21 protein-coding genes are annotated in these 26,574 nt (G+C 60.7%); 8 read left to right on the top strand and 13 right to left on the bottom strand.

Annotated features, from left to right (window positions below; genetic code table 11):
* From C4S72_RS22145 to def, 5 genes are read right to left on the bottom strand one after another with little or no spacing between them, the layout of a single operon-like run.
* A complete protein-coding gene (locus C4S72_RS22145; protein ID WP_104005375.1) occupies positions 1-1,449 on the bottom strand; it encodes a TrkH family potassium uptake protein in 1,449 nt (482 codons plus the stop codon).
* 43 nt (positions 1,450-1,492) lie between these two features.
* Positions 1,493-2,869, bottom strand: a complete 1,377-nt coding sequence (gene trkA, locus C4S72_RS22140) for a Trk system potassium transporter TrkA (RefSeq protein WP_104005374.1) — start codon at positions 2,867-2,869, stop codon at positions 1,493-1,495.
* A gap of 12 nt (positions 2,870-2,881) precedes the next feature.
* Positions 2,882-4,201: a 16S rRNA (cytosine(967)-C(5))-methyltransferase RsmB gene (gene rsmB, locus C4S72_RS22135; protein WP_104005373.1), complete on the bottom strand. Its 1,320-nt coding sequence runs from the start codon at positions 4,199-4,201 to the stop codon at positions 2,882-2,884.
* 6 nt (positions 4,202-4,207) lie between these two features.
* Positions 4,208-5,179 (bottom strand): methionyl-tRNA formyltransferase, encoded by a 972-nt coding sequence (gene fmt / locus C4S72_RS22130; RefSeq protein ID WP_327332989.1) that lies wholly within the window; start codon positions 5,177-5,179, stop codon positions 4,208-4,210.
* 57 nt (positions 5,180-5,236) lie between these two features.
* Entirely contained in the window at positions 5,237-5,749 is a 513-nt protein-coding gene (def, locus tag C4S72_RS22125) for a peptide deformylase (RefSeq protein WP_104005372.1), read from the bottom strand.
* 159 nt (positions 5,750-5,908) lie between these two features.
* Here def and C4S72_RS22120 point away from each other — a divergent pair, with 159 nt between their 5' ends.
* Together C4S72_RS22120 and dprA are read left to right on the top strand one after the other, a co-directional pair.
* A complete protein-coding gene (locus tag C4S72_RS22120) occupies positions 5,909-6,952 on the top strand; it encodes a LysM peptidoglycan-binding domain-containing protein (protein WP_104005371.1) in 1,044 nt (347 codons plus the stop codon).
* A 33-nt stretch (positions 6,953-6,985) separates the two neighbouring features.
* The gene (gene dprA / locus C4S72_RS22115) at positions 6,986-8,083 is read left to right on the top strand and encodes a DNA-processing protein DprA (RefSeq protein WP_104005370.1); all 1,098 of its coding nucleotides are present in this window, start codon (positions 6,986-6,988) and stop codon (positions 8,081-8,083) included.
* Here dprA and mdoH read toward each other — a convergent pair.
* Positions 8,080-10,212, bottom strand: a complete 2,133-nt coding sequence (gene mdoH / locus C4S72_RS22110) for a glucans biosynthesis glucosyltransferase MdoH (protein WP_104005369.1) — start codon at positions 10,210-10,212, stop codon at positions 8,080-8,082. The two genes, dprA and mdoH, sit on opposite strands and share 4 nt — an antisense overlap.
* Complete coding sequence (locus tag C4S72_RS22105) at positions 10,209-11,762, bottom strand: glucan biosynthesis protein G (RefSeq protein ID WP_200826867.1); 1,554 nt, start codon at positions 11,760-11,762, stop codon at positions 10,209-10,211. Before C4S72_RS22105 ends, mdoH begins: the two co-directional genes overlap by 4 nt.
* Before the next feature lie 131 nt (positions 11,763-11,893).
* Between C4S72_RS22105 and C4S72_RS22100 the strand changes: the two genes are divergently transcribed.
* The 4 genes from C4S72_RS22100 (at position 11,894) to C4S72_RS22085 (ending at position 16,664) form a co-directional block, all read left to right on the top strand.
* Positions 11,894-12,451 (top strand): L-threonylcarbamoyladenylate synthase, encoded by a 558-nt coding sequence (locus tag C4S72_RS22100; RefSeq protein ID WP_104005463.1) that lies wholly within the window; start codon positions 11,894-11,896, stop codon positions 12,449-12,451.
* Between the two features lie 24 nt (positions 12,452-12,475).
* Entirely contained in the window at positions 12,476-13,390 is a 915-nt protein-coding gene (gene hemF, locus C4S72_RS22095) for an oxygen-dependent coproporphyrinogen oxidase (protein WP_104005367.1), read from the top strand.
* Positions 13,391-13,392: 2 nt separating this feature from the next.
* Positions 13,393-14,220: a shikimate dehydrogenase gene (gene aroE, locus C4S72_RS22090; RefSeq protein ID WP_104005366.1), complete on the top strand. Its 828-nt coding sequence runs from the start codon at positions 13,393-13,395 to the stop codon at positions 14,218-14,220.
* Between the two features lie 74 nt (positions 14,221-14,294).
* Entirely contained in the window at positions 14,295-16,664 is a 2,370-nt protein-coding gene (locus C4S72_RS22085; protein WP_104005365.1) for a Lon protease family protein, read from the top strand.
* A 71-nt stretch (positions 16,665-16,735) separates the two neighbouring features.
* Here the strand turns inward: C4S72_RS22085 and C4S72_RS22080 are convergent, their stop codons facing one another.
* The 5 genes from C4S72_RS22080 to C4S72_RS22060 all read right to left on the bottom strand — a co-directional run bounded on the left by C4S72_RS22080 (position 16,736) and on the right by C4S72_RS22060 (position 22,663).
* Positions 16,736-17,863 (bottom strand): DUF1513 domain-containing protein, encoded by a 1,128-nt coding sequence (locus tag C4S72_RS22080; RefSeq protein ID WP_104005364.1) that lies wholly within the window; start codon positions 17,861-17,863, stop codon positions 16,736-16,738.
* On the bottom strand, positions 17,853-18,965 hold the full coding sequence (locus C4S72_RS22075) for an imelysin family protein (protein WP_104005363.1): 1,113 nt from the start codon (positions 18,963-18,965) through the stop codon (positions 17,853-17,855). The genes C4S72_RS22080 and C4S72_RS22075 overlap by 11 nt, the downstream gene beginning before the upstream one ends.
* Positions 18,962-20,413, bottom strand: a complete 1,452-nt coding sequence (locus tag C4S72_RS22070; RefSeq protein ID WP_104005362.1) for a di-heme oxidoreductase family protein — start codon at positions 20,411-20,413, stop codon at positions 18,962-18,964. The genes C4S72_RS22075 and C4S72_RS22070 overlap by 4 nt, the downstream gene beginning before the upstream one ends.
* 4 nt (positions 20,414-20,417) lie before the next feature.
* Positions 20,418-21,710: an imelysin family protein gene (locus C4S72_RS22065; RefSeq protein WP_104005361.1), complete on the bottom strand. Its 1,293-nt coding sequence runs from the start codon at positions 21,708-21,710 to the stop codon at positions 20,418-20,420.
* 404 nt (positions 21,711-22,114) lie between these two features.
* The gene (locus C4S72_RS22060; RefSeq protein WP_104005360.1) at positions 22,115-22,663 is read right to left on the bottom strand and encodes a gamma carbonic anhydrase family protein; all 549 of its coding nucleotides are present in this window, start codon (positions 22,661-22,663) and stop codon (positions 22,115-22,117) included.
* A 90-nt stretch (positions 22,664-22,753) separates the two neighbouring features.
* Between C4S72_RS22060 and prlC the strand changes: the two genes are divergently transcribed.
* Positions 22,754-24,787 carry an oligopeptidase A gene (gene prlC / locus C4S72_RS22055; protein ID WP_104005359.1) on the top strand — a complete coding sequence of 678 codons (2,034 nt, stop codon included), beginning with the start codon at positions 22,754-22,756 and terminating at the stop codon, positions 24,785-24,787.
* Between the two features lie 108 nt (positions 24,788-24,895).
* Complete coding sequence (locus C4S72_RS22050) at positions 24,896-25,174, top strand: YheV family putative zinc ribbon protein (protein ID WP_104005358.1); 279 nt, start codon at positions 24,896-24,898, stop codon at positions 25,172-25,174.
* A gap of 43 nt (positions 25,175-25,217) precedes the next feature.
* Here the strand turns inward: C4S72_RS22050 and C4S72_RS22045 are convergent, their stop codons facing one another.
* Complete coding sequence (locus tag C4S72_RS22045) at positions 25,218-26,570, bottom strand: MATE family efflux transporter (RefSeq protein WP_104005357.1); 1,353 nt, start codon at positions 26,568-26,570, stop codon at positions 25,218-25,220.
* Between the last annotated feature and the right edge of the window lie 4 nt (positions 26,571-26,574).

Genomic DNA, 26,574 nt, shown 5'->3' with positions numbered 1-26,574 from the left:
TTAGCGGCGCCAGAAGGCCGGTGACAGCAGTACCAGGAAGGTAAATACTTCGAGGCGGCCCAGCAGCATCGCCAGGCAGAGAATCCACTTGGCGGTGTCGTTCAGATCACCATAGTGCAGCGACACTCCGCCAAGACCTGGCCCCAGGTTGTTCAGCGTTGCTCCTACCGCGGACCAGGCCGTCACCTGGTCCAGTCCGGTTGCCAGCAGACCGATCAGCATGATCACGAACACCAGCAGGTAAACCGAGAAAAATCCCCATACCGCTTCCAGCACATTGTCACTGATCGGGCGACGCCCCAGCTTGACCGGAATCACCGCACTGGGGTGGATCAGGCGCAGCAGCTCGCGATGCCCCTGCTTGATGATCAGCAGTATACGGATCACCTTCATGCCGCCGCCGGTCGAGCCAGCACAGCCGCCGGCGAACGCGGCCACAAACAGCATGAACGGCAGCATTGCCGGCCAGTGGGCGAAATCAGCGGTGCTGAAGCCGGTGGTGGTGGCGATCGATACCACCATGAAAACGGCCCTGCGGACCCCTTCCAGCGGCTCGTAGACCGCATTGAGGATCAAGGCGACAAAGGTGATCAGCGTAATCACACCGAGCAGCGTCAGGTAGAACTTGAACTCGGGATCCTTGAAGTAATGCAGCAGGCTTTTCTGGCGCCAGGCGAAGAAATGCAGACCGAAGTTGACCCCGGAGACGATCATGAACACCACGCAGATCGCCTCGATCACCGGGCTGTTGAAGTAGGCGATACTGGCGTCATGGGTGGAGAAACCGCCGATGGCCACGGTAGAGAAGCTGTGGCCGATGGCGTCGAACAGCGACATGCCGGCAGCCCAGTAGCCCAGCGCGCAGGCGATGGTCAGTGACAGGTAGATATACCAGAGCGCCTTGGCGGTCTCGGTGATACGCGGTGTCAGCTTGGAGTCCTTAACCGGGCCCGGCGTCTCGGCGCGGTAAAGCTGCATACCCCCGATGCCGAGCATCGGCAGTATCGCTACCGCCAGCACGATAATCCCCATACCGCCAAGCCACTGCAGCTGCTGGCGGTAATAGAGCAGCGATTCCGGCAGCATATCCAGGCCGGTCATCACCGTGGCACCGGTGGTGGTGAGCCCCGAAAGCGACTCGAATATCGCATCGGTAAAGCTCAGGTGCGGTGATTCGGAGAGCTGCAGCGGCAGGCTACCAGCGGCGGCCAGCACGCTCCAGAACAGCACCGTGATCAGGAAGCCGTCGCGGGTGCGCAGGTCCTGACGCACCTGGTGCACCGGAATCCAGATCAAAAAGCCGGTCAGCAGCGTGATGAAGAACGCGATGGCAAAGGCATGGACCGCGCCATCATTGAAGTACAGCGAGACCGCCATGGGCGGAAGCTGGGTAATGCTGAAGATCATCAGCAGGATACCCAGGATGCGCAGTATCACTTTGAAATGCATGTACCAGGCTCGCTGTGGTTGATCCGTGTGAGTAAGCTTTTGCTTAGAAGAAAGTCAGTCCGACCTGGAACAGCCGCTCCACATCATTGATGCGGCGGTTATCGACCAGGAACAGGATGACGTGATCACCGTTTTCCACCACTACATCGTCGTGAGCGATCAGCACCTTGTCCTTGCGGATAATGGCGCCGATGGTGGTGCCCGGCGGCAGCGCGATCTCTTCGATGGTGCGGCCAACCACCTTGGATGACCGGGGATCTCCGTGTGCGACCGCTTCCAGCGCTTCGGCAGCACCACGACGTAGAGAGTGCACCGCTGCCACGTCACCGCGGCGAACGTGGGTCAGCAGGGCGCCGATGGTGGTCTGCTGCGGTGAGATCGCGATATCGATCGCCCCACCCTGAACCAGGTCCACGTAGGCCGGGTTGTTGATCAGTGTCATTACGGTGCGCACACCAAGACGCTTGGCCAGCATGGAAGCCATGATGTTGGCTTCGTCATCATTGGTCAGGGCGCAGAACACATCGGTGTCTTCAATGTTCTCCTCCAGCAGCAGGTCACGGTCGGAGGCGCTGCCATGCAGCACGATGGTCTTGTCGAGCTGTCGTGCCAGCAGGTTGCAGCGGCCGATATCGCGCTCGATGATCTTCACCTGCATCTGGTTTTCGATGGTGCTGGCCAGGCGTGCACCGATGTTACCGCCACCGGCGATAATCACTCGCTTATACGGATTATCCAGGCGGCGCAGCTCGCTCATGACGGCGCGAATGTCGTTGCGCGCGGCGATAAAGAACACCTCGTCATCGGCCTCGATCACCGTATCCCCGGTGGGGATGATCGGCCGGTCCTGACGGAAGATGGCAGCAACGCGGGTATCGATATTGGGCATGTGCGCGCGCAGGTAGGCGATCTCGCGACCCACCAGCGGACCGCCGTAATACGCCTTGACCGCCACCAGCTGGGCCTGGCCCTCGGCAAAGTCGAGCACCTGCAGAGCACCGGGGTGCTGAATCATGCGCTTGATATGCATGGTGACCAGCTCTTCCGGGCTGATCAAAACGTCGATGGGGATCGCCTTGGCGTCAAAGATCGCCTTGTTGCGCTGCAGGTAGTCATGCTCGCGGACACGGGCGATCTTGGTCGGTACGTTGAACAGCGTCTGCGCGACCTGGCAGGCGATCATGTTGACCTCATCGCTGTTGGTCACCGCGATCAGCATATCGGCGTCCTGGGCGCCGGCCTGATCAAGTACGCTGGGATAGGAGGCCTTGCCCTCGATGGTACGTATGTCCAGGCGGTCCTGGAGTTCGCGCAGACGACCGGTGTCCGTATCCACTACGGTGATGTCGTTGGCTTCGTTGGCAAGGTGATCGGCGAGCGAGCCGCCGACCTGTCCGGCACCCAGAATAATGATCTTCACTCAGAGCCTCGGTTACTTGTCTGTGCCCGCGTCGGGCTGTTTTGTCAGAATCGCGTAGAAGAAACCGTCATGCCCGCCATCGACCGGAAACAGCTGACGACCGAAGGGGCGTTCGATACCGCATGCGAGCGGTACGGGCTCGGCCTGGGCATCGGCGTGGAGTTTAACAAAGCGTTGCATAATCCGCTCATTTTCCTGTGGGAATACCGAGCAGGTCGCGTAGACCAGCCTGCCACCGGGCTTGAGCATGCGCCAGAGGTTGCTGAGGATGCTCAACTGCAGGTTGGCCAGCGCAAGAATCTCTTCGTTACGACGCAGCAGCTTGATATCGGGATTGCGACGAATAACTCCCGTACCGCTGCAGGGCGCGTCGACCAGGATGCGGTCGAACGGCTTGCCGTCCCACCAGTCACCGGCGCTGGCATCGCCCAGGTGCAATACGCACTCGTGTGACAGCTTCAGGCGCTCCAGGTTATCGCGGGTGCGCTCTACCCTGACGGGCTCCATCTCCACGGCGACCACTTCGCCCAGGCTTGGGTTTGCCTCAAGCAGGTGGCAGAGCTTGCCCCCTGGCGCGGCACAGGCGTCGAGCACCCGATCGCCTTTCTCGGCGTTGAGCAGCAGGTTGGCAAGCTGGGCGGCTTCATCCTGAACACTGAACCGGCCTTCGGCAAATCCGGGTATCTCGCTGGTATCCCGGGCTTCGGCCAGCGTGATCGCCTCGGCTGAAAACTCACCGGGCGTGGCCGCAATGCCGGCATCGCTAAGCTGTTGCAGCGCTTCTTCTCGGGTTAGTAAGCGTTTATTAACTCTGAGAGTCAGCGGAGCCTGGTTATCGTTGGCAGCGAGGATCGCTTGCCAATGATCTGGCCAGTTGTGCTTGAGCTTTTCGATCAGCCAGTCCGGATGGTTCCAGCGAAAGGCTTCGTCATTAGCGAGACCGGACTCGATCTTATCCTGCTCGCGCTGGTAGCGGCGCAGCACGGCGTTGATCAGCTTACCGGCCCACTCCTTGCTCAGCAGCTCGGCGCCATCGACTGTTTCGCTGACGGCGGCGTGGGCGGGAATGCGCAGGGAGCGTAACTGGTACAGGCCTATCAGCAGCAGAGCGCGCAGATCCTGGTCCTGTTCGCGAAATGGTCGCTTGAGCAGTTTGCCGGCGATGCTGTCGAGCCGGTAAAGGTCGCGCAGGGTGCCATAGCAGAGCTGGCGCAGCAGCGGACGGTCGCGGGGTTCGCAACCGTCCAGTGCTTCCGGCAGAAGGGATTTCAGTGAGCCACGTTGTTGCAGCAGTGAGGCGATCAGTGTCGCCGCCCTAACCCGTATATTCATTCTGTCTTAACCCAGGCGCTTGCCGACGGCAAAGCGCTCCCTGTGCGCATTCAGCAGAGCAGATACCGGCTGCGGCTTTCCGCCCGGCAACTGCAGTTCCTCCAGAGCCAGGCAGCCCTGCCCCGTCGCCACCAGCAGAGCGTTGCGGCGCTGCTCGAGGATAGTGCCGGGCTCTGCATCTGCAGCCTGGTCTTCAGCGCTGGCCTTCCAGACCTTGAGCTTCTGCTCTTCAGATTCAGTGTAGGCCACCAGCCGCGGGTTGAGTCCGCGAACCTGCAGGGCGAGCTCGGCGGCGCTTTTGCTCCACTCCAGCTCAGCCTCGGTTTTGTCCAGCTTGCTGGCGTAGCAGGCGCCGGCGTCGTCCTGGGGCTCAGGGGTAAGCTCACCAGCGGCCAACGGATCGAGAGCATTCACCAGCGTTTCGGCGCCAAGCAGGGCCAGTCGGTCATGCAGGACGCCACCGGTATCCTCGGGGTTGATCGGGCAGCGTGAGATGCTGAGCATATCGCCGGTATCCAGGCCCGCATCCATCTGCATGATGGTAATACCGGTTTCCGTATCGCCGGCCAGCAGGGCGCGCTCGATGGGCGCGGCGCCACGCCAGCGCGGCAGCAGCGAGGCGTGCACATTGATACAGCCAAGACGCGGGGTATCCAGCACCGCCTGGGGCAGGATCAGGCCGTAGGCCACCACGATCATCAGGTCTGCGTTCAGGGCCGCCAGCTCGGCCTGAGCTTCCTCGTCACGCAGACTCAGGGGCTGATAGACCGGCAGACCGTTCTCCAGCGCCAGGGCCTTGACCGGGCTGGGAGTGAGCTTTTTACCGCGACCGGCGCGACGGTCCGGCTGGGTGTAGACGGCGATCACCTCGTGCCCGGTTTTCAGCACGGCGTCCAGGCTGGAGGCGGCGAAGTCGGGTGTACCGGCAAAGATGATTCGAAGTGGCGTGCGGGTCATGGTCGGTTTCGTCTCGGGCATAGAAAAACAGGCTTGCCGAAGCAAACCTGTCTGAAAGTGGTGCTTGCCAGGCCGGAATCAGCCGGCTGCTTCGGCGCGGTGTTTCTTTTCCAGCTTGGAGCGGATGCGGTTACGCTTCAGCCCCGACAGGTAATCTACAAACAGCTTACCGTTGAGGTGGTCGAGCTCATGCTGGATACATACCGCCAGCAGACCGTCGGCGACAAAGTTCTGCTCTTCGCCATCGCGGTTCAGCGAGGTGACCTGTATTTTGTGTGGGCGCACCACGTTGTCGAAAAAGCCGGGCACCGACAGGCAACCTTCCTGCATCTCTTCAAGAGTTTGATCCAGTACCGTATATTCGGGATTGATCAAGGTCAGAGGTTCAGACTGGTCTTCCGACAGGTCGATGACGACAATACGCTTATGCACGTTGATCTGGGTGGCCGCGAGGCCGATGCCCGGTGCGTCGTACATGGTTTCGAACATATCGTCGACCAGCAGCTTGATGCTGTCATCGACAACGTCGACGGGTTCGGCGATAGTGCGTAGTCGAGGATCAGGAAATTCAAGAATCTTGAGTTTGGACATAGTATCTGCTTAAACGCTGTTCGACGGGCATGTCGGATGGAGAATTGTAAGATGCAGCCTATTATACTGATAATGTTGTCTAATGCATGCTCAGACGCCTCGGGTATCCGCCATTCCGGCGCAACCGGAAGGACGTTGGCATTACAAGGGAACTGAAGAATGAACCGAATGCTTTGCGCGTCGCTGACAGCGGCATTTCTGCTGCTTGGCAGCCCGGCACAGGCAGAGGTCCGCGAAGACCGGATCCAGCTCGCTGAAGGTCACCCGACAGAGTATGTCGTCGTCAAAGGCGATACGCTCTGGGATATTTCGGGACACTTCCTGAAATCCCCCTGGAAATGGCCAGACGTCTGGTATGTAAATCCCCAGATCGACAACCCTCACCTTATCTACCCTGGCGATATTATTTATCTGACCTGGGTCGATGGTCAGCCGCGACTCGGCCTGCAGCGTGGCGTCAAAAAGCTCAGCCCGACAGCGCGCGTCTCCCCGCTGGATCGTGCTATCCCGGCGATTCCGCTGAAGGATATCTCTGCTTTCCTCAACCAGAACCTGGTGGTTGATGAGGATATTCTGGAACGTGCTCCTTACGTCATCGGCGGCAAGAACGAGCGTATCGTTGCCGGCGCAGGCGACCGCGTATACGCCCGCGGTGTGCCGGTTGAGGATGTTTCCCAGCAGGGTGTTTACCGTCCGGCCCGCGCTTACCATGATCCGATGACCAACGAGCTGCTCGGTTACGAGCTCGACAAGGTGGCTGACGGTCGTATCACTGCCCGCGATGACGATACCCAGGTGCTGACCATGGACCTCTATGACTCCTTCGAGAAAGAGGTTCGCGTCCGTGACCGGGTTATTCCGAATGACGAGCAGCGTGTCGACTCTGTGTTCTACCCCTCTGCTGGCCCGGATCTCGATAACGCGGTGATCATGGAAGTGCTCAGCGGCATCGAACAGATCGGCCAGTTCGATGTGGTTGCACTCAACGTGGGCGAACGCGAAGGGGTTGAAACCGGCAACGTGTTTGCGGTCTTCAACAAAGGCGAAGTGGTCAAGGATCCGGTCACCAACGACACGGTGATGCTGCCCTCCGAGCGTGCCGGCGAGCTGATGGTATTCCGCGCCTTCGACAAGGTCAGCTATGGCTTGGTGATGCGCGCCACCAACGTGATCAAGGTCGGTGACGAATTGAGAACCCCCTGATCAGGGGCTTCTCGAAACTTAGGAATCTTCCCGATGAGCGATCCAAGGGAATGGATCGCTGCAAGTCTTCTACCCGGTATAGGTCCCGCCAGGCTGGCACGACTCAGGGTGGAAGGAGTAGCGCCTCCCGACCTTTTCTCCAATCAATCTCTGGCTGCTGCCCTGGGGCTCAAACCCCAGGTGCGGGATGCCATTGCCAGCTACCGTACTGGTGGCGATCTTTACCAGCGCGCGAGCGAGCTGGCAGAGCTTGCCAAAGCGCGTGGCTGGACTCTCCTGAACCTTGATTCTCCCGCTTACCCTGACCTGCTGAAACAGATCCATGACCCGCCTATCCTGCTCTGGGTTGATGGTGATCCGGATCTCCTGTGCCTGCCGCAGCTGGCGGTAGTGGGCAGTCGTCATGCCAGTGCTGACGGCATCAACCAGGCTTCGCGTTTCGCCACCGATCTGGCTGCGGGTGGTTTGGTGATAAACAGCGGTCTGGCGCGGGGCATAGACACTGCAGCGCACCGTGGAGCACTGGATGCGGGCGGTAAAACCCTGGCAATTATCGGTACCGGTCTGGACCGTTGTTATCCGGCGGTCAATTTGAAGCTGGCGCAACAGATCCGTGATGGCGGCGGTGCGCTGGTTTCGGAATACCCACCGGGAACGAGGCCGCTGGCGCAGAACTTTCCGCGCCGTAACCGTATTATCAGCGGACTCAGTGTAGGCACTCTGGTCGTGGAGGCGGCGCCGCGCAGTGGGTCGCTGATTACGGCGCGGCAGGCCCTGGAACAGGGACGTGAGGTGTTTGCCCTGCCCGGCTCAATTCACAACCCGCTCAGCAGAGGCTGTCACGCGCTGATCCGTGAGGGAGCCACGCTGGTGGAGACCAGCGCGCATATCATTGAGGAGCTGGCGCCTCTGCTGGGCAGTCTGCTGCCGCAGGCGGTGGCTGAGGAAGCGACCGGCGAACCCTCCACGGATGACCCGGTACTGAGCGCAGTGCCCTTCGCCCCGATCAGCTTCGATGACCTTGCGCAGCGGCTGTCGCTGCAGCCCTCGCAACTTCAGCAGCAACTGATGCGGCTGGAGCTGGAGGGTTACATTGAACTACGTGGAAGCCTGATTACCCGTATCGGTTAGCCGGTTCTGGCCTCAAGCTGCGTCCGTGGGTTCTGTGCCAGCGAGACCATCATCCGGTACAGATAGGGGGTCAGCAGTACCTTATCCAGCTCCTTCTGGCTCAGCCATTCCAGCGCCTGGCGATGATTCGACGCATCCATGATCTTCACCCGCGCCAGGGCCTCTTCGGCGCTAAACGGGGTTCCTTCATAGGTGGGTGTCAGCGCCTCGTGACGACGCACCAGGGCGGGATCACTGAAATGTGTGGCCAGGGGGGCGATGCAGGCAAGCTTGGCTTCGATTGTCGGTTCCAGGCTGCGGTAGGTACGCAGTATCGATGGCTCGTTGAGCTCTTCCGTGGTGGCGAGTATCTGTCGGCCCTTAAACCAGCGACCAATCGACAGAGATGAGGTCAGCGCCGACAGAGGCGCAGCCAGCAGCAGCCCGAAGATCGCCGGCGAAAGCCAGGCCAGCAGCGCCGGTGAGTTGTTCCAGGCGATCAGCGTCAACAGTATGCCGATGACGGTATGCCAGCGGTGGCGGTAGAACAGTTGCTTCCACGGCAGGCTGCCATCGTCGCGGCGTTGCGGGTTCCAGCCGCTGTCTCCGCCCATCAGGGTTGAAAACACCGCGCCACAGTGCACACACATCATGATCGGCGCTATGGCTGCCGACAGCAGGATCTCCGCCAACATGCTGGTCAGGGTGCGGGCGCTGCCGCCCAGGCTACGACGTTGCGCAGGGTCCATCAGTACCCTGGCGATACCGAGAATTTTCGGCACCAGTAGCACCAGCATGGTCAGCAGGAATAGCCTGACCGCCCGGGGCGCGTCCTGGCGCGGCCAGGAGGGAAACAGGGACAGGGTGCTGTCGAAATATTCGGGGCGAATGTACTGCGCCTGTAATGCCAGCATGACGCCGACCACTATCAGCGCGAACCAGAGCGGACTGCAGAGATAAGAGAAGATGCCTGTCAGCAAGTGGAAGCGGTTAACCCAGTGAAAGCCGCGGCTGCCGATCACCTTGGAGTGCTGAAGATTGCCTTGACACCAGCGCCGGTCACGCACGGCCAGGTCGACGATGGAGGGTGGGCTTTCCTCGTAGGAACCCTCCAGATCATCGGCGATGATCACCTTCCAGCCGCAGCGCCTCAGCAGCGCGGCCTCGACAAAGTCATGGCTGAGAATTGTGCCGCCAAAGGGGGCCCGTCCCTTCAAGTGCGGCAAGCCGCAGCATTCCATAAACGCCTGGCGGCGGATGATTGCGTTGTGGCCCCAGAAATTACCTTCCGACCCGGCCCAGCGTGCCAGGCCCGTGGCGATAATCGGTCCGTAGACCGCGTTGGCAAACTGCTGCAGGCGGGCGATCAGGCTGGTGCCACCGACAAGACGCGGTACCGTCTGGATCAGGCCCGCGTTGGGATCCCGGTCGATTCTGTTGGCCAGCTCGATGATCACCTCGGCGCTGAGCAGGCTGTCCGCATCGAGCACCAGCAGGTAGTCGTAGTGACTGCCCCAGTTGCGGCAGAACTCCGCCACATTGCCGGATTTACGGTCGGTATTGACCAGTCGTCTGCGGTAATAGATCCGGCTGCTGTTCCCCAGACGCTGGCGCAGCAGGCTGACCGCCTCCTCTTCCTGTAGTGCGGTTTGCGGGTCCCGGGTGTCGCTCAGCAGGCACCAGTCGAAGCCTGAGTTGGCGCCATGCTGCTCCAGCTCACGCACCATCGCTTCGATGGCGGTGGCCACCGACGCGGGGTTTTCGTTGTAACAGGGCACCAGAACAGCGGTGCGGCCCTTGGCTTCGAGCCTAAGCGGGCCCTTACTGCTGTTAGCGCGATCCCGTTTGCGCAGGATGATAAATCCGGCGACGGAGCTGACGGCGGCGAGGGCTATCCAGGCAAAGGTGATCAGGAACAGGCCGAGCATCGCCCATTCCAGCGGTGTGGTGCCCCCCAGCGAAAGCACGCCATACATCTCGTAGCCGCCGAAGCCCAGCAGCAGGGCACTGGCGCCGAACACCGCATAGCGTGCGCCGGGGGCGCGGTCAGGAGTGGCTTTTGGGCCCAGCGGGCGACGCAGATCCTGAGTCTGCATCTCGGCCGCTCTTATCGGCGGCATGCCCGGTTTGTTGGCCTGCTCAGGGCTCATTCTGCGGTCCAGCGATAAACCCAGGCTTCCGCCTGGCGTTGGTCAGGCAGCTTCAGACTCAGGCTCAGCTCGGATAGATCCGCGTCCTGAGGGTCGAGCTGGAAAGAGACGCGGTAGCCGTTGGTCTTCGGGTTCTTGCGCACCACCAGGTTACTGGTGCGGCCCGCAGAGGCATTCAGGGTGGCTTCAGGCAGCGCCTCAGGCAGGGCTGCCGATTCATTCACCGGTGCATAATCGATCACGAAGAGCCGCTCTGGGCCAGGTTCGGCGATGTTGGCCCGGCCCTGACGGGTAGATAACACCTTGAGGGTGTCCGGTGAGGCCTGAGGCCCGTTGCCCCAGCTGAGGCGGTAGGCGAAGCTGAACGGCTGTTGCGGCTCCAGCGGTGTCGCAGGCTTCCAGAAGGCGACGATGTTGTCGTGTATCTCCGCGTTGGTGGGGATTTCGGTGAGCACCACCTCGCCTTCGCCCCAGTCGCCGACCGGCTCAACCCACAGGCTTGGGCGTGTTTCGTACTGGGCTTCCAGATCCTGGTAATGGGCAAAGTCGCGATCGCGCTGCATCAGGCCAAAGCCGATGGGCGAGGTATCCATAAAAGCGCTGATCTGCAGCTCGCTGGGGTTGGCCAGCGGGCGCCAGATGCGTTCACCACGTCCGTTGACCATCAGCAGGCCATCGGAGTCATGCACCTGGGGACGGAAATCATCGATGCCCTGGCGGTTGGACTGGGAGAAGTAATACATGCTGGTGCCCGGTGCGAGGCCGATATTGTCGAGCTCTACGCGGGGGAACAGAGTGGCTTCTACGTCCATCATCGTCTGGTCGCCGGGGCGGATGGTAAAGCGGTAGGCGCCGGTCAGGCTCTCACTGTCGAGCAGGGCGTGGACGACTACCGAGTTGGCCTTGTCGCTGGGCTTTTCAACCCAGAATGCGCGGAACACGGGAAACTCTTCACCCTCGGGGGCGCCGGTTTTTACGGCGAGGCCCCGTGCCGACAGGCCGTAGTTCTGGTGGCGGCCGATGGAGCGGAAGTAGCTGGCGCCCTGGAATACCACCAGCTCGTCCCAGATATCGGGCTTGTTGAGTGGTGTATGCAGGCGCAGGCCGGCAAAACCTATATCTTCCTGGGGCAGCTGGATGGTGGCGGGAGGCTCGACGGTAAACAGGTCTGGCGAGTAGCTCAGATGCGTGGCCTTGTTGCCTTCGACCACGGCAATCTCCACCGGGTTATTGAAATAGACTCCCGGATGGAACAGCTGCATGCGGTAGGGGCGATTACTGTCGGCCCAGAGTGCCTTGTCGGGGCGAAAGCGGATCGCCCGGTATTCGTCGTAATCCAGCTCTCGCAGATATTCGGGGGCTTCCGGCAAAGGCTCAAACGAAGACTCCGCCAGCTCTCGCGCCATCTTTGTCACCTGGTCACGGGTGAAGTCGCCGGTTTTTGCAAACCGGGCGTCGGCCAGGGCTGTCATCGGTAGCAGACAGAGAAGCAGCGCAATTATGCGTTGACGATTTGGTGATAGAGAAGCGTTGCCAGAGGATCCATTCATCATACATTTCCCTTTAAGATATACGTACCGAGACTTGCTGACGCGGTGATAAGTTCCAAAGAGCATCGGTGTGGCGGTTGCAAAGCCCCCGGCAAGTCGCTAATTTCACGCCTTTTAAACGGAAACACGCTGTGAACGACTGGCATATAGATCAAGCCGTCAGGGTTCTGCGCCAGGGGGGTATCATCGCCTACCCGACAGAAGCTGTCTGGGGGCTGGGGTGCGATCCTTTTAATCCAGACGCTGTGGCGCGTCTTCTCGAAATAAAGCGCAGGCCCGAGCATAAAGGTTTGATTCTGGCTGCGGCCAGCGAGTTCCAGGTCAGTGGCCTGCTGGCGCCGTTGAATGACGAGCAGCGGGAGTTGCTGAGCAGCACCTGGCCAGGTCCGAATACCTGGTTGCTTCCCGATCCTACGCAACTGATCCCTCGCTGGATCAAGGGCAACCATTCCGGTGTTGCCGTTCGGGTCAGCGCACACCCGGTAGTACAGGCACTTTGCCGTGCCTACGGTGGCCCCATCGTTTCCACGTCGGCCAATGTTAGTGCGGCGCCTCCAGCGAAATCAAAACTGAAAGTAAGGACTTACTTCGGTTCTGATGTTGATTACATAGTTGATGGCGCGCTGGGATCACAAACCAAGCCCACAACAATCAGAGATATATCTGATAATAAAGTGGTTAGATCGTAAGTTAGTATTCACTTCGGAGGTATTATGTCGGCACCTGACGCTGCGGCGGTAAAAGAGTATCTGCTGGCCCTGCAGGATCGAATCAGCGATACGCTGGGCCAGGTTGATGGTGGTGCCGGCTTTGAAGAGGACAGCTGGGAGCGTGAACAGGGCGGCGGCGGTCGCAGTCGCGTTATCAAGGATGGCGCGCTGATCGAGAAAGGCGGCGTCAACTTTTCTCATGTTTACGGTGCCGGTCTTCCCGCCTCTGCCTCGGCGCATCGCCCGGAGCTGGCAGGCCGCAGTTTTGAAGCGATGGGCGTGTCGCTGGTGATCCATCCGCGTAACCCCTATGTGCCGACCTCTCACGCCAACGTGCGCTTTTTCATTGCGGAAAAAGAGGGAGAGCCTCCGGTCTGGTGGTTTGGCGGCGGCTTCGATCTGACCCCTTACTACGGCTTCGATGAAGACTGCGTTCACTGGCATAAGACCGCCGAGCAGGCTTGCGCCCCCTTTGGTGAAGATATCTATCCGCGCTTCAAGCAGTGGTGCGACGATTACTTCTATCTCAAGCATCGTGATGAGCCGCGCGGGGTCGGTGGCCTCTTCTTCGATGACCTGAACGATAAGGGCTTTGATGACAGCTTCGCGCTGATGCGCTCCATCGGCGATGCCTACCTGCCCGCCTACGTACCGATTATCGAGAAGCGTCGTGATATTCCTTACGGCGAACGTCAGCGTGACTTCCAGCTGCATCGCCGTGGCCGTTATGTGGAGTTCAACCTGGTGTATGACCGGGGCACCCTGTTCGGGCTGCAGTCCGGAGGCCGTACCGAATCTATTCTGATGTCGCTGCCGCCGGAAGTGCGCTGGGATTACAATTGGGCGCCCGAGCCGGGCAGCGAAGAGGCGGTACTCTACGAGCGCTACCTGAAACCGCGTAATTGGTTGGAGGAATGAGTATGAGCGATCGCTACGCGGTATTCGGTAATCCGATCAACCACAGCAAGTCACCGCAGATTCACGCCGCTTTTGCCGTGCAGACCGGCGAAGCGGTGGAATACAGCGCTCAATGCATCGATGAAGATCAGTTCGAGGCCAGCGTCGAAGCGTTTTTTCGCGAAGGCGGCAAGGGGCTGAATATCACCGTGCCGTTTAAACAGCGCGCCTGGACTATGGCGCAGTGGCGCTCACCGGCCGCGGAACGCGCAGGAGCCGTGAACACGCTTTACATGAACGAGCAGGGGCAGCTCTGCGGCGACAACACCGACGGCATCGGCCTGGTCTGTGACCTGGAAAATCACCGCACACGGTTGCAGGGTGCCCGCGTCCTGATTCTCGGTGCTGGCGGTGCGGTGCGCGGTGTGCTTGAGCCGTTCCTCTCGGCGGGCGCCGCGCAGATCGTCATCGCTAACCGCACTGCATCCAAGGCCCATGAGCTGGCGCAGGCGTTCGGTGATCTGGGCGTGGTTTCCGGCTGCGGTTTCAAAGAGATCGACCCGGCGCCCTTTGACCTGGTGCTTAACGGCACCTCCGCCAGCCTGCAGGGCGATCTGCCGCCGATCCCTGTGGATGTGGTGGCGCGACGCACCACCTGCTACGACATGATGTACGGCGCCAAACAGACGCCGTTCTGCGCCTGGTCAGCGGCCGCGGGCTCCGGCAAAGTGATGGATGGTCTGGGTATGCTGGTGGAGCAGGCGGCGGAATCCTTCCGTATCTGGCGCGGCGTGAAGCCGCAGACCGCAGAGGTGATCGAGGTCATTCGGCGACAATTGAGTGCTAATTGACCAGCTAAGACCCTTGCATAATCAAAGTCTTGGGCGGTATAACGGGGTGAAACTCTCTGCTCAGGGGTCGCCCTATGGACAAGCACTCTCCGCTTTCGCCCGAGGCTCTTTACCGTACCTGCGACACCGATCTTCTGCCGTTCAAGACCACTGAAACGCTGGAGCCTTTCAGCGGTTTCTTCGGTCAGGAGCGCGCCATTGAGGCGATGGAGTTCGGTGTGGGTATGCAGCGCCCAGGCTATAACCTCTTCGTGATGGGCAACCCGCACACCGGTCGTTTCTCCTTTGCCACCGTCAGCCTTCGCAATGTGGCGAAGAAGCAGCGCAAGCCACAGGACTGGTGCTATCTCAATAATCTCAGCGACAACCGCTACCCGACGATTCTGAAACTGCCCGCTGGTAAGGCGGCTCGTTTTCGTCGTGATATGGACCGGCTGTTCGACAATATTCTCAGTGAACTGCCCGCCGCTTTCGAAAGCCCGGCCTACCAGCGTCTGAAAAGCCGCATCGAGCGCGATTTTAACCGCCGCTATGACACCGCCGTGGAACAGGTGGAGCGCCAGGGCCGGGAATACAGCATCGCCGTCTACCGTGAGGCGGGCCAGGTCGGTTTCACGCCGGTGGCCAACGGCCAGGCGATGGATGAGGCGCAGTTCTCCGCCCTGCCGGAGGAGGAGCGCGAAGCGTTTCAGCGCAACATCTCCGAGCTGGAAGATCTGCTGAATGACAACCTGACGGAGCTGCCGAAATGGCGCCGTGAGGTGGCGGAACAGATTCGTGAGCTTGAGCACGATACCTCACGCCAGGCCGTTTCCGGCCCGATCCAGGCGCTTAAGGAGCATTACACCAACCTTTCCGGTGTGCCCGAGTACCTGGTGCATGTGGAGAAGGATCTGATCAAGAACGGCGCCGAGCTGGTGGCGGAAAGCCCGGTGGAACTGCGCACCGATGCCACGCGCCGTGCCTGGCTGGAAGAGAACTACGGCGTCAACCTGCTGGTCGACAACGAGAAGACCAAGGGCGCGCCGGTGGTGTTCGAAGCACACCCGAGCTACGACAACCTGTTTGGCCGTATCGAATACACCAGTGAAATGGGTGCCATGGTGACCAACTACCAGTTGATCCGCCCCGGTGCCCTGCACCGCGCCAACGGTGGTTACCTGGTGATTGAGGCGGAGAAGCTGCTGGAGCAGCCGTTCGTTTATGGCGCACTGAAGCGGGCGCTCAAGTCCCACGAGATCCGTATCGAAAACCCGGTCAGCGAATACACCGGCGTGAACACCATCACACTGAACCCTGAGCCGGTGCCGCTGGGTGTTAAGATCGTGCTGATCGGCGGTCGCGATACCTACTACCTGCTGCAGGAGCTGGATCACGACTTTGAGAAGATGTTCCGTGTCGTCGTGGACTTCGACGAGGACGTGGCTCGTAATCCAAAATCAATTCGTCAATATGCCCGTTTGATGAAAACCCTGGCCAGCGAGGAGCGCCTGGCGCACCTGACCCGGGAGGGCGTGGCGCGGCTGGTGGAGCACAGCTCAAGGTTGGCGGAAGATCAGGAACTGCTGTCGGCGCATATCGGTGAACTGGTGGACCTGCTCTGCGAGGCAGATTACCGCCGCAAGGAGAAAGGCGACGATCTGATAGGATCGCTCCACGTGGAACATGCCCTTGCCTCCAAGGAACGACGCACCGGACGCCTGGCGCAGAAGATCCTCGACGGCATCATGAATGAAACCGTGCTGATCGATACCGATGGCGAGGCGGTGGGTAAATCCAACGGCCTGACCGTGTTGCAGGTGGGCGATGTCTCCTTCGGTACGCCGGCGCGTATCACCGCCACCGTTAACCCGGGCAACCGCGGTATTGTCGATATCGAGCGCGAAGTGACTCTCGGGCAGCCGATCCACTCCAAGGGGGTGCTGATTCTGCAGGGTTACCTGGGCCATAAATACGCACGGGACTTCCCGCTCACCCTGTCCGCCAGCATCGCGATGGAACAGTCCTACGGCTATATCGATGGTGACAGCGCCTCACTGGCGGAGATCTGCACGCTGATCTCGGCGTTGACCCATATCCCGATTCGTCAGCAGTACGCCCTTACCGGTTCTATCAACCAGTATGGCGAGGTGCAGGCGATCGGCGGCGTAAACGAGAAGATCGAGGGTTACTTCCGACTCTGCAAAACCCGTGGCCTGACCGGAAAACAGGGAGTGATCATTCCCAAAGCCAACGTGCGCAACCTGATGCTGAAAAGCGAGGTGGTGCAGGCGGTGAAGGATGGCGAGTTCCACGTCTATTCGGTAGCGACCGTGGATGAGTGCCTGGAGATCCTCACCGGCAGACCGGCGGGACGGGTGAAAGCGGATGGTCAGTTTACCCAGCGCAGTATGGGGGCGGAGATCGTCAAACGTTTGAGAGAGATCGCCAAGGCGAAGGCCTGACCTTCGCCCTGGCTGTTTTGAACCAGGCTTAAACCCGGGCTGACCGGTTAGCAGCTCAGTTAAGAGTTGAGTTAACTGGTCAGCGCCTTGATCGCCATATGGTTGTCCCAGGCGAGGCTGCTCAGTCCAGGTGGCAGCATCATCGCCTCGCGATAATCCTCCAGCGGGTAGAGCGCGTAGCAGTTGCCACGTCCGGTGCTGGCGATAAAGCTGGCGTCTTCCGAAGTGGCCGCTAACCCGCAGCCATCGGTAGCACGCATACTGGTCAGAAAACTGTCCGTTTCCATATCCCAGAAGGTGATCAGATTGCCACGTGGAGCACTGACGGCGGCGATGCGGCCGCTATTGTCGAAGCGGGCGCTGCCGCAGTACTGGGTCATCTCCCGGTTGACCGCATCGGGCGCACGCAGCAGTTTGATCTGCTGTCCGCGACGGTGCAGCGCAACCAGCGCCTTGTCATCGTCCAGGTCGCCCTGGTACTGCAACGCGATAATCACCTCGCCCAGGGCGTTTACGTCCATATGCCGGATGCTGAGCTGATGGTCCTGCTCCGCCAGGAAACGCTGTTCCGTGATCTCCCCCGACTCCAGATCGATATAGGCCAGCGACGGCTGCATGGTCTCAATATTCAGCTTGTCGCGGCCGTCGGTAAGAATGCCGCCGTTGGCGACGATGAGAGTACGCTGATCCGGCGCCAGCAGCAGCTCATGGGGGCCGATACCGCCACTACTCATATCCTTTGACGGGGCGCCGGCCTGGTCGAGTGACCTGAGGGTTACCCGGCCCTGGCCGCTGGCCACGTCCATTTCGGTAGCGAGAAGGCCCTGACCATCCGGGGTGAAGATCGCGTGACCGTAAAAGTGACGCCCCTCTTGTGGCTCGATCCGGCGAACCAGTTCACCGGTGTCGGAAGCGACCAGGTCGATATAGTAGCCGGGGCGGCGCGCCACCACGGCCAACAGTGGGCGGTTTGGGTGTGCCGCTACGTGGTGGGCGCGATCCGGCAGCGGATGACGCAGCCTCTCTTCACCCATCTCATTCATGGCGATCAGCCAGTGGTTGCCCTGGGCATCATCGGCAGCGCTGGCGATCAGCAGTTGATCACCGGTGCTGCTGGTGGCAAAGGCAGGGGTCGGCAGGGCAGCCAGCAGCGGCGCGCCGGCTAACAGCTGCAGCAGTTTGCGGCGATTAGTCTCCATCACGGCTATTGAACCCCAGCTGTACACCCAGCACCTGCATGGCGCTATTGAGAGACTCGTCCAGTTTGCGCAGCGATGCGGTGAGCGTCTTGAGCTCGTCGTAGTGGGTCTCCAGCGCAGCGACGAGGGAGTCACCCAAAGGCTCGAGCTCTTTGTTCAGCTGGGCAAAATCGGCTTCGATCTGGTCAGCAATCTCGCCATGCCCCTGAGCGCGCAGCATCTGGTCGAGGCCAGCGGATTCACCCGTGTACAGCGCATGGGCGGCATCCAGGTTGGTGCGGATGTTGGCCAGTGACTGCTCGCTCAGCCAGCTCTCGGCGCGATGCGGGTAGGTGGCTTCGGCGCCGCGGCCAAGCACCGCCAGTAGTTTGGTGTCGCGGATCAGCTCGATCGGCTCCACCAGCGACTTCATCAGGTTGACGCTGAGTTCGGGCACATCGCTGCTGCTCTCCTCGTCGTCATCGCTGCTGCTTTCCTGGCTGAGCATCTCTTCACTGGAACTCTGCCAGTCGCTGTAGATCCCCTGCGCCATCTCGTTGACGTTAGTCGCGATAGCGGCGGTCAGGCGGCAATCGACGCCCTCGCGGTTGAGCTTATCCAGTGCATCTTCACTAAACAGCAACTGCTCCAGTGCCGGAAAACCCTTGATCGATACGCTGGCCTGGTGGAAAAACTCCTGGTCGAACTGGGTATCGGCGGGCATCTGCAGGGTGCTCTGCAACTGGCGACGGCCGATGCTCTTGCGATCTGGCCAGTACTGAATGCTGTAGTTGCGCATCAGGAACTGCACCGGCCCGAACTGGACGGCGGAGATCCCCTGCCAGGCGTTCTGGGCGGCGATAAAGGCGTCCTGCGCCTGCTGCAGGTGTTCGGCGTCGGCGGCACTGCATAACGCGGCTGTGGTGCTTTGCAGAGCTTCTGTCTGCTCTGCAAAACGAGCGTAGGCCGGCAGGATATCCTGTTCGATGGTTTCGCGGTTGTAGGAGGACCAGTCCACATCATTGGCGGTGGCGATCTGGCTGTGCAGCACGCCGGAGAGAAGGAACATGGCGCCCGCGCCGGTAATCACAGGTATCAGGCCTGTCTGTTTTGATCGGTTCATAGTGACTCCAGGAACCGGATCAAAGCGCTCCGGTCGACTTTATCAAGTTGGCTGAATTGTTGTTTTGTACGCTCGGCTTCGCCGCCATGCCAGAGAATCGCTTCAGGCAGGGAGCGTGCACGTCCATCATGCAGATAAAAGCTGGCGCCACCCACGGCTTGGGTGAGGCCAAGACCCCAGAGTGGCGGAGTGCGCCACTCTGGGCCAGAGGCACTGAACTCACTGTGCTCGTCGGCAAGTCCAGGCCCCATATCGTGCAGCAGAAGATCGGTGTAGGGAAAGATCGTCTGCCCCGCAAGCTCAGGGAACTCAGTGTTGCGATCAGCAGTGTCGGCGGTGCGGTGCGAGGGTGTATGGCAGCTGGCGCAGCCGATCTGCTTGAACAGCTCACGCCCCTTTTGTACCTCCGGATGCGACTGCTCCCGCGCTGCCGGTACCGCCAGCATGGCGGTATAAAACTCCAGTACTCGCACCATCTCCGGAGAGGCTTCAAAGCCGCCCTGCTGTTCGGTATTGCCGTGCAGCTGGTTCAGGCACTCCGGCTGGCGCTCGGTACAGCCTCCGCTCGCGGCGGGATAGATCGGGTTGCCGATGCCGATATCGTTGTTCAGTGCGCTGGCGTTCTGCTGTGCCAGTGTCGGTTGCCCCGCCTTCCAGCCAAAGCGGCCGATCTCTATCGAATCGCTGCTGCGGTCATAAACCCGGTTGATACGGCCGGAAATACCATCGCCATCCTGGTCATCGGGGTCGGCCAGCGACTCCAGCCGCTCGGCGGGAATCTGCTCCAGCAGCCCGAGGCCGATCATCGGTGGGGCGATGCGAAACGAACTGCGCAGCGCCGGATCGAACTCGCCGTAACCGGGCTGGATAACCCTTACCACGGGCTTTCGGAGTTCAAACTCGGTGCCGTCGGCAAGCTCGACACTATGGGTTTCGTAGCTCAGATCGACGCGGCCCTCGGGAGGAATACTTGCCACGGCGAAGGGCTGAAGTTGGCCGCCATAGACCGGGTCACCGGCAAGGCCGTTTATTTCGGCTTCGCGCATACGCTCCGGCGTATTGGCCGGCACGCTGAGCCGCAGCAGAGAGGCCAGGCGATCGTTCTCGCCATTCAGTGGGTGGCCGCGGCCATCGTTGATATGGCACTGGCTGCAGGAGCGGGCGTTATGCAGAGGCCCTAGGCCGTCACTGGCGGTGGTGGATGAGGGAGAGGGTACCCAGATCTTTTCAAAGATCGCCTCGCCCAGAACAAAGTCCATGCGCCGTTCCAGGCTCAGGTTGGCAGCGGGCTGGGAAAAGGGTGAGTGGTGATTGGCACCGGTAAAGGTGGTGTCGCCGCCGCTCAGCGTTGGATTTTCATCGGCGGCATAAACAGAGAAACCTGCCGCCGGCAGTAACGCCAGCAGGCAGGTTCTCAGGGCGCGGCGTTTGAATACTGCAAACGCCATAGATTTACTCGCTCAGTACGGCGTCCGGGTTATCCAGACTGTCGGAGCCTTCAACCTGAACATCGCCCAGTTCCAGTTTGGCGATGATCTGTTCGGTTACGCCGGTCTGTGCAACGAGGGCATCGACGAAGTTCTGTACCAGCTGACCGCCTTCGGTGTTACCCGGAGCGATCATGACGTCGAACGGTGCGCCGGCTGCGGCGGAGTCCACCATCGCCTGGCCCTGCGCCATGGTGCTGTCCAGGTGCTCGCGCATCGACTTGTCCAGGTCGCCGTCGGCTCCCGCTACCAGGTCAGACAGGGAGGGTCCGGTCACTTCGGTGCCATCGACACGGGTGTAGCTACCCAGGTAGACGTTCTGAATGCCCTTGGCATCGTAGTAGTGCGACCAGTGAGTGTTGTCGGAGAAGCAGTCATGCTCTTCTTCCGGGTCATGCAGCATCAGGCCGAGCTTGGTGCGCTCACCGCCGAGCTCGCCGTAAGCCAGGCTGCCCATGCCGGTGGTGATGACCGCCAGGCCTTCAACCGCTGACTTGGATTCGAGATCGGCGCGGGCGGCGCCGCCCTCTTTCCAGTTGCCGACCATCTCTTCCAGGTCGGAGATCAGCAGATCGGTAGCGGCCTTGAGGTAATCGCCACGACGCTCGCAGTTGCCGCCGGTGCAGTTGGCGCTGTCGTAGTCGGTGTAGGGACGTTCGCCCGCGCCGGGATTAGTGCCGTGCAGATCCTGGCCCCAGAGCAGGAATTCGATAGCGTGGTAACCGCTGGCCACGTTGGCGGCGACATCATCGATTTCGTGCAGCTGCTCCAGCAGTGCCGGCGTGATTTCGCTGGCGTCGATGGTCTGGCCGCTGATCTCCAGGGAAGGGTTGGCGATCACGTTGGCGGTGTAGAAGGGGTTTTCATAAGACTCGGTGCCGTAGCTGTCGGTGCTGACGTAGTCGATCAGACCTTCATCCAGCGGCCAGGCGTTGACCTTGCCTTCCCAGTCATCAACAACCGCGTTACCGAAACGGTAAGCCTCGGACTGCTGGTAAGGCACACGGGCTGCGACCCAGGCTTCGCGTGCAGCCTGAAGCGTCTCTTCAGAGGGATTCGCAATCAGCGCATCGACGGCGCTCTGCAGCGTCTTGGCGGTGGTCAGGGAATCTTCGAAAATCGCCTGTGCGATATCTGCATAGTGGTCAACCACGGCTTCCTGGGAAGGCGTAGCCGCCTGTACGGCAGTGGTCAGTGGCAGCGGGGCGAACAGAGCGGCACCGATCAGGCCTGCTCCCAGAGCGCGTCGAAAGTTCATCCTGGCAAAACTCCTTTGAAACTGTCTGTTGCTATTGTTAGTGCAGTATTGATGCAATCTAAATGAAAACTGTTATCAATAGCAATACGCCTAATGAAATTTACCCTGAAAACAGGGGGGTTTTAGGCTTAGGAGTGGTTTCGTAGGAGGCACGAAGCCGTGCCGATCGGCGCTGGCGCGGAGGTCGTTCAAACCGGGTGGTTAGTTGCGGCGGGGTCGCCGTTCCACAATCGACGCACCGAGAATAAGCAGCTGTAGGAGGCGCGCCTCGCGCCGATTGAATCCGGCACGGAGTTGGATCAACCCAAGGCGGTTTATCGCGACGGGGGCGTCGCTCCTACAATCGCTGTATCGAGAGGATAGCCCCGCGCCGATCTAGGTTAGCGCAGGGCCAGCGGACAGGCTCAGTCGGCGTTAGCCCACTCTTCCTGCAGGTGCTTGTCTTTCAGTTTCACGTAGTTGTTGGCGGTGTAGGTGAAGAACTCGCGCTCTTTCTGGGTCAGCTCGCGCTGCGCCTTGGCCGGTCGGCCCACGTAGAGATAGCCGCTTTCGAGACGTTTGCCCGGCGGTACCAGGGAACCTGCGCCGATGATCACCTCATCTTCAACAACCACGCCATCCATGACGGTGGCGCCCATGCCCACCAGCACGCGGCTGCCGATGGTGCAGCCGTGCAGCATCGCCTGGTGACCCACGGTGACATGATCGCCGATGATCAGCGGGAAACCGTCCGGGTTATAGGGCCCGGCGTGGGTGATATGCAGCACGGAGCCATCCTGGATGCTGGTGGACTTGCCGATGCGGATACGGTGCATATCGCCGCGGATCACCACCAGGGGCCAGATCGAACAGTCATCGCCGATCTCCACATCACCCAGCACCACGGCGCTTGGGTCGACCAGAACACGCTCACCCAGCTTGGGGGTCATTCCCTGATAACTGCGAATCTTCATGGGGTACTCCTGTTGAAATGGCTCAGAATGCCCTCCATTGTATCTTAACGACTGGTATAGCAACGATATCGATTCCGGAGACTTACACGTATGTCCAATCCCCTGCTTGAACAGCACCTGTTGCCCCCTTTTAGCCGGATTCTTCCTGAGCATGTGGAGCCGGCCATCGATGAGCTGCTGGCGCGCAACCGCAGCCGCATAGCCCAGCTGACGCAGGATACAGAGGCGCGGGACTGGGATTCCCTGATCGGCGTGCTGGATCAGCTGAACGATGAGCTGAGCCAGGCCTGGTCTCCGGTATCGCACCTGAACTCGGTGATGAACTCCGACGAGCTGCGCGAAGCCTACAACGCCTGCCTGCCCAAGCTGTCCCAGTACTACACCGAGATGGGCCAGAACCAGGCGCTGTATGAAGCCTACAAGGCGCTGGCCGAAAGTGACGCCTATGCCGGTCTGAGTCAGGCGCAGAAAACCGTGATCGATCACGCCCTGCGCGATTTCCGTCTCTCCGGTATCGCCCTGCCGGAAGCCGAACAGAAGCGCTATGCCGAGTTGCAGCAGCGCCTGTCCGAGCTGACCACCAAGTTCTCCGAGAACGTGCTCGATGCCACCCAGGGCTGGTACAAGCAGGTCACCGATGAGGCGCAGCTGAAAGGGCTGCCGGATCATGCCGTCAGCGCGGCGAAAGAAGCCGCCGAAGAGCGCGAACTGGAAGGTTGGGTCTTCACCCTGGATTTCCCGCCCTACTACGCCATCATGACCCACGCCGAAGACCGCGGTCTGCGCGAAGAGATGTACCGCGCTTACAGCACCCGCGCCTCTGACCAGGGGCCGACCGCCGGCCAGTGGGACAACTCTGCAGTGATGAGCGAAATCATGGATCTGCGTGTGGAGCTGGCGAAGCTGCTCGGCTTTGATTCCTACGCGGATTACTCCCTGGCCACCAAAATGGCGCAGTCGCCCGAGCAGGTGGTCGGCTTTATCGAAGATCTGGCCGCAAAAAGCCGCGGCATGGCCGAGCGCGAGCTGGGCGAGCTGAAAGCCTTCGCGCTGGAAACGGATGGTCTGGATGAGCTCTGTGCCTGGGATATGACCTACTACGGCGAGAAGCTGAAGCTGGCGCGTTTCGATATTTCCCAGCAGGCGCTACGGCCCTACTTCCCGTTGCCGAAGGTGCTCGATGGCCTGTTCGCCGTGGCTGGTCGTCTGTTCGACGTCGAGTTTGAACAGATCGAAGCGTTCGACAGCTGGCACCCGGACGCCCGTCTGTACCGCCTGAGCCGCGATGGTGAAGAGATCGCCTACTGCTACCTGGATCCTTTCGCCCGCGCCAAGAAGCGCGGTGGCGCCTGGATGGCCGATGCCCAGATCCGTCGCCGCCTGCCGGATGGCTCCCTGCAGCTGCCGGTGGCTTACCTGGTGTGTAACTTCACCCCAGCTTCCAAGGGCCAGCCGGCGCTGCTGACCCACGATGAGGTGACCACCCTGTTCCACGAGTTCGGTCACGGCCTGCACCACATGCTGACCCGCATGGAGTGCCCCGATGTCAGTGGCATCAACGGTGTCGCCTGGGATGCGGTGGAGCTGCCGAGCCAGTTCCTGGAAAACTGGTGCTGGGAGCCCCAGGCGCTGGCGCTGATCTCCGGCCATTTCGAAACCGGCGAGCCGCTACCGCAGGAGATGCTCGACAAGATGCTGGCGGCGAAACATTTCCAGTCCGGCATGATGATGCTGCGTCAGCTGGAGTTCTCGCTGTTCGATTTCCGCCTGCATCACCAGTACGAGCCGGGCAAGACCGATATCCAGGCGGTGCTCGATGGCGTGCGTCAGGAGGTGTCCGTGTTCCAGCCGCCGCGTGAGAACCGCTTCCAGCACGGCTTCAGCCACATCTTTGCCGGTGGCTATGCCGCAGGCTACTACAGCTACAAATGGGCCGAGGTGCTTTCCGCAGACGCCTTCTCGCGGTTTGAGGAGGAAGGGATCTTCAATCCGGAAACCGGTCAGTCATTCCGCGAAAGTATTCTTGAGCAGGGCGGCTCCCGCGAGCCGATGGAGCTGTTTATCGCCTTCCGCGGTCGTGAGCCCAGCGTGGATGCTCTGTTGCGCCATTCCGGCATCGAATGACGGTACAATAGTCTCAATAGCCCAGGCCCCAGGAGCCTGGGCTCAATAGATCAAGGTTCGGTTCGTCCGGCTCAGTTAGCCGGACGGAAGGGACGAGAGAGGCTAGAAATGAGTGCAGTAAAACGTTTTATTGCCGGTGCGGTCTGCCCGCGCTGTGCGCAGATGGATTCGGTACGGATGTACCGCGACGAAGAGCGTGAATACCGCGAGTGCGTGAAATGCGGCTTTGAGGATTCGCTACGTCTGGATGGACGCCCAGATCCTGAAGAGCTGGAAACCCGCGTCAGCGCCGAGCGCAGCGACAAAGCGCCGGGCAGCAGCGACAGTGAGCGCGACCAGGTGCAGGTGATCAACTTCGATACCGGCCTGAACCGCCGGGATCACTAAGCGCTTTTGATACCAGGCGTGAGTTCAAACAGGGGCGGAACAATCAGCCCCTCTCTCCCCAGGCATCACGCCGACTGATACGCCAGAAAACCCAGGCACCGCTGGCGCCGCGGGCAGCAAACAGACTCAGCAGCGCCATCCACAGGCCGTGATTTCCCAGCGGCTGGCTCAGCCACCAGACCGGTGCAAAAACGCAGAAGACCGAGAACAGCATGGTGTTCTGCATCGCCTTCACCTGAGTCGTGCCGATAAACACCCCGTCCAGCAGAAAGCTCCAGACTCCGATCAACGGCAGCACGATCAGCCAGGGCAGGTAGATGGCCGCCTCGTTGCGCACCGCTTCGATGCCGGTGAGCATGGAGATGATCAGGTTACCGCCGAGAGCGAAGACCCCTACCAGCAGCAGTGCGCTGACCAGCGACCAGATAGCGGCGCTGACAACGGTGCGATAGAACTCCTCTCGTCTCCCTTTGCCCAGTACCTTGCCGCTTAGCGCCTCGGTGGCGTGGGCAAAGCCGTCCAGCGCATTGGAGATCAGCATGACAAAGTTGAGCAGCACGGCGTTGGCGGAGAGGATATCGGTGCCCTGCTTGGCGCCCTGGGAGGTAAAAAACGCCAGGGTCAGCAGCAGAATCACCGTACGCACGAACAGGTAGCGGTTGACCCGGAACATCTCTGAGTAGTCGCGCAGGCGCTTCAGCGGCCCGGTCAGCCATTGCCCCGGAATATCCTTCAGCATGCGGCGCACAAACCAGAGACCCAGCGCCAGGCTGGACCACTCGGCGATCACGCTACCCAGCGCCACGCCGTCGGCGTGCATGCCCAGACCGTAGACGAAAAACACGTTCAGCAGCATGTTGATCAGGTTGCTGACGGTGAGCAGGACTAGCGGAATTCGGGTGTTCTGATTTCCCACAAACCAGCCCAGCAGCGCGTAGTTGCACAGCATGGCAGGCGCCCCGAAAGCCCGTATGGCGGCGTATGCATGGGCTTCGCCCAGTACATCCACCTCCGGGTCCATCAGTCGCAGCGCCAGGTCGGTGACCGGCGTGCGCAGCAGGATAATCAGGCTGCCGATCACCGTGGCGAGTATCAGCGACTGGGCCAGCAGCGTGCGCACCGCGGTGCCATCCTCGCGCCCAGAAGCCTGGGCTACCATGCCGGTGGTGCCCATTCGCAGAAAACCGAAGGTCCAGTAGATGACCGTAAAGATCATGCTGCCCACGGCCACCGCGCCGAGGTAATGCGGCGACGGCAGATGGCCGATTACGGCGGTATCCACCAGGCCCAGCAGCGGCACGGTGATGTTGGAGAGCATCATCGGCCAGGCCAGTGCCCAGATCCGCGAGTGCAGCTTTTTCTCTGGCCAGTACTGCCAGGTGGTAATCGACCTCATGACC

This window comes from Marinobacterium lutimaris (assembly GCF_900108065.1).
Classification (GTDB): Bacteria; Pseudomonadota; Gammaproteobacteria; order Pseudomonadales; family Balneatricaceae; genus Marinobacterium_D; species Marinobacterium_D lutimaris.
This window is presented reverse-complemented; position numbering and strand designations above follow the sequence as displayed.

What these genes read in the sequence shown, in the direction of transcription:
- C4S72_RS22145 (WP_104005375.1), bottom strand. Translation starts at nt 1,449, where the DNA reads ATGCATTTCAAAGTGATACTGCGCATCCTGGGTATCCTGCTGATGATC.
- rsmB (WP_104005373.1), bottom strand. Translation starts at nt 4,201, where the DNA reads ATGAATATACGGGTTAGGGCGGCGACACTGATCGCCTCACTGCTGCAA.
- fmt (WP_327332989.1), bottom strand. Translation starts at nt 5,179, where the DNA reads ATGCCCGAGACGAAACCGACCATGACCCGCACGCCACTTCGAATCATC.
- def (WP_104005372.1), bottom strand. Translation starts at nt 5,749, where the DNA reads ATGTCCAAACTCAAGATTCTTGAATTTCCTGATCCTCGACTACGCACT.
- C4S72_RS22120 (WP_104005371.1), top strand. Translation starts at nt 5,909, where the DNA reads ATGAACCGAATGCTTTGCGCGTCGCTGACAGCGGCATTTCTGCTGCTT.
- dprA (WP_104005370.1), top strand. Translation starts at nt 6,986, where the DNA reads ATGAGCGATCCAAGGGAATGGATCGCTGCAAGTCTTCTACCCGGTATA.
- mdoH (WP_104005369.1), bottom strand. Translation starts at nt 10,212, where the DNA reads ATGAGCCCTGAGCAGGCCAACAAACCGGGCATGCCGCCGATAAGAGCG.
- C4S72_RS22105 (WP_200826867.1), bottom strand. Translation starts at nt 11,762, where the DNA reads ATGAATGGATCCTCTGGCAACGCTTCTCTATCACCAAATCGTCAACGC.
- hemF (WP_104005367.1), top strand. Translation starts at nt 12,476, where the DNA reads ATGTCGGCACCTGACGCTGCGGCGGTAAAAGAGTATCTGCTGGCCCTG.
- aroE (WP_104005366.1), top strand. Translation starts at nt 13,393, where the DNA reads ATGAGCGATCGCTACGCGGTATTCGGTAATCCGATCAACCACAGCAAG.
- C4S72_RS22085 (WP_104005365.1), top strand. Translation starts at nt 14,295, where the DNA reads ATGGACAAGCACTCTCCGCTTTCGCCCGAGGCTCTTTACCGTACCTGC.
- C4S72_RS22080 (WP_104005364.1), bottom strand. Translation starts at nt 17,863, where the DNA reads ATGGAGACTAATCGCCGCAAACTGCTGCAGCTGTTAGCCGGCGCGCCG.
- C4S72_RS22075 (WP_104005363.1), bottom strand. Translation starts at nt 18,965, where the DNA reads ATGAACCGATCAAAACAGACAGGCCTGATACCTGTGATTACCGGCGCG.
- C4S72_RS22070 (WP_104005362.1), bottom strand. Translation starts at nt 20,413, where the DNA reads ATGGCGTTTGCAGTATTCAAACGCCGCGCCCTGAGAACCTGCCTGCTG.
- C4S72_RS22065 (WP_104005361.1), bottom strand. Translation starts at nt 21,710, where the DNA reads ATGAACTTTCGACGCGCTCTGGGAGCAGGCCTGATCGGTGCCGCTCTG.
- C4S72_RS22060 (WP_104005360.1), bottom strand. Translation starts at nt 22,663, where the DNA reads ATGAAGATTCGCAGTTATCAGGGAATGACCCCCAAGCTGGGTGAGCGT.
- prlC (WP_104005359.1), top strand. Translation starts at nt 22,754, where the DNA reads ATGTCCAATCCCCTGCTTGAACAGCACCTGTTGCCCCCTTTTAGCCGG.
- C4S72_RS22050 (WP_104005358.1), top strand. Translation starts at nt 24,896, where the DNA reads ATGAGTGCAGTAAAACGTTTTATTGCCGGTGCGGTCTGCCCGCGCTGT.
- C4S72_RS22045 (WP_104005357.1), bottom strand. Translation starts at nt 26,570, where the DNA reads ATGAGGTCGATTACCACCTGGCAGTACTGGCCAGAGAAAAAGCTGCAC.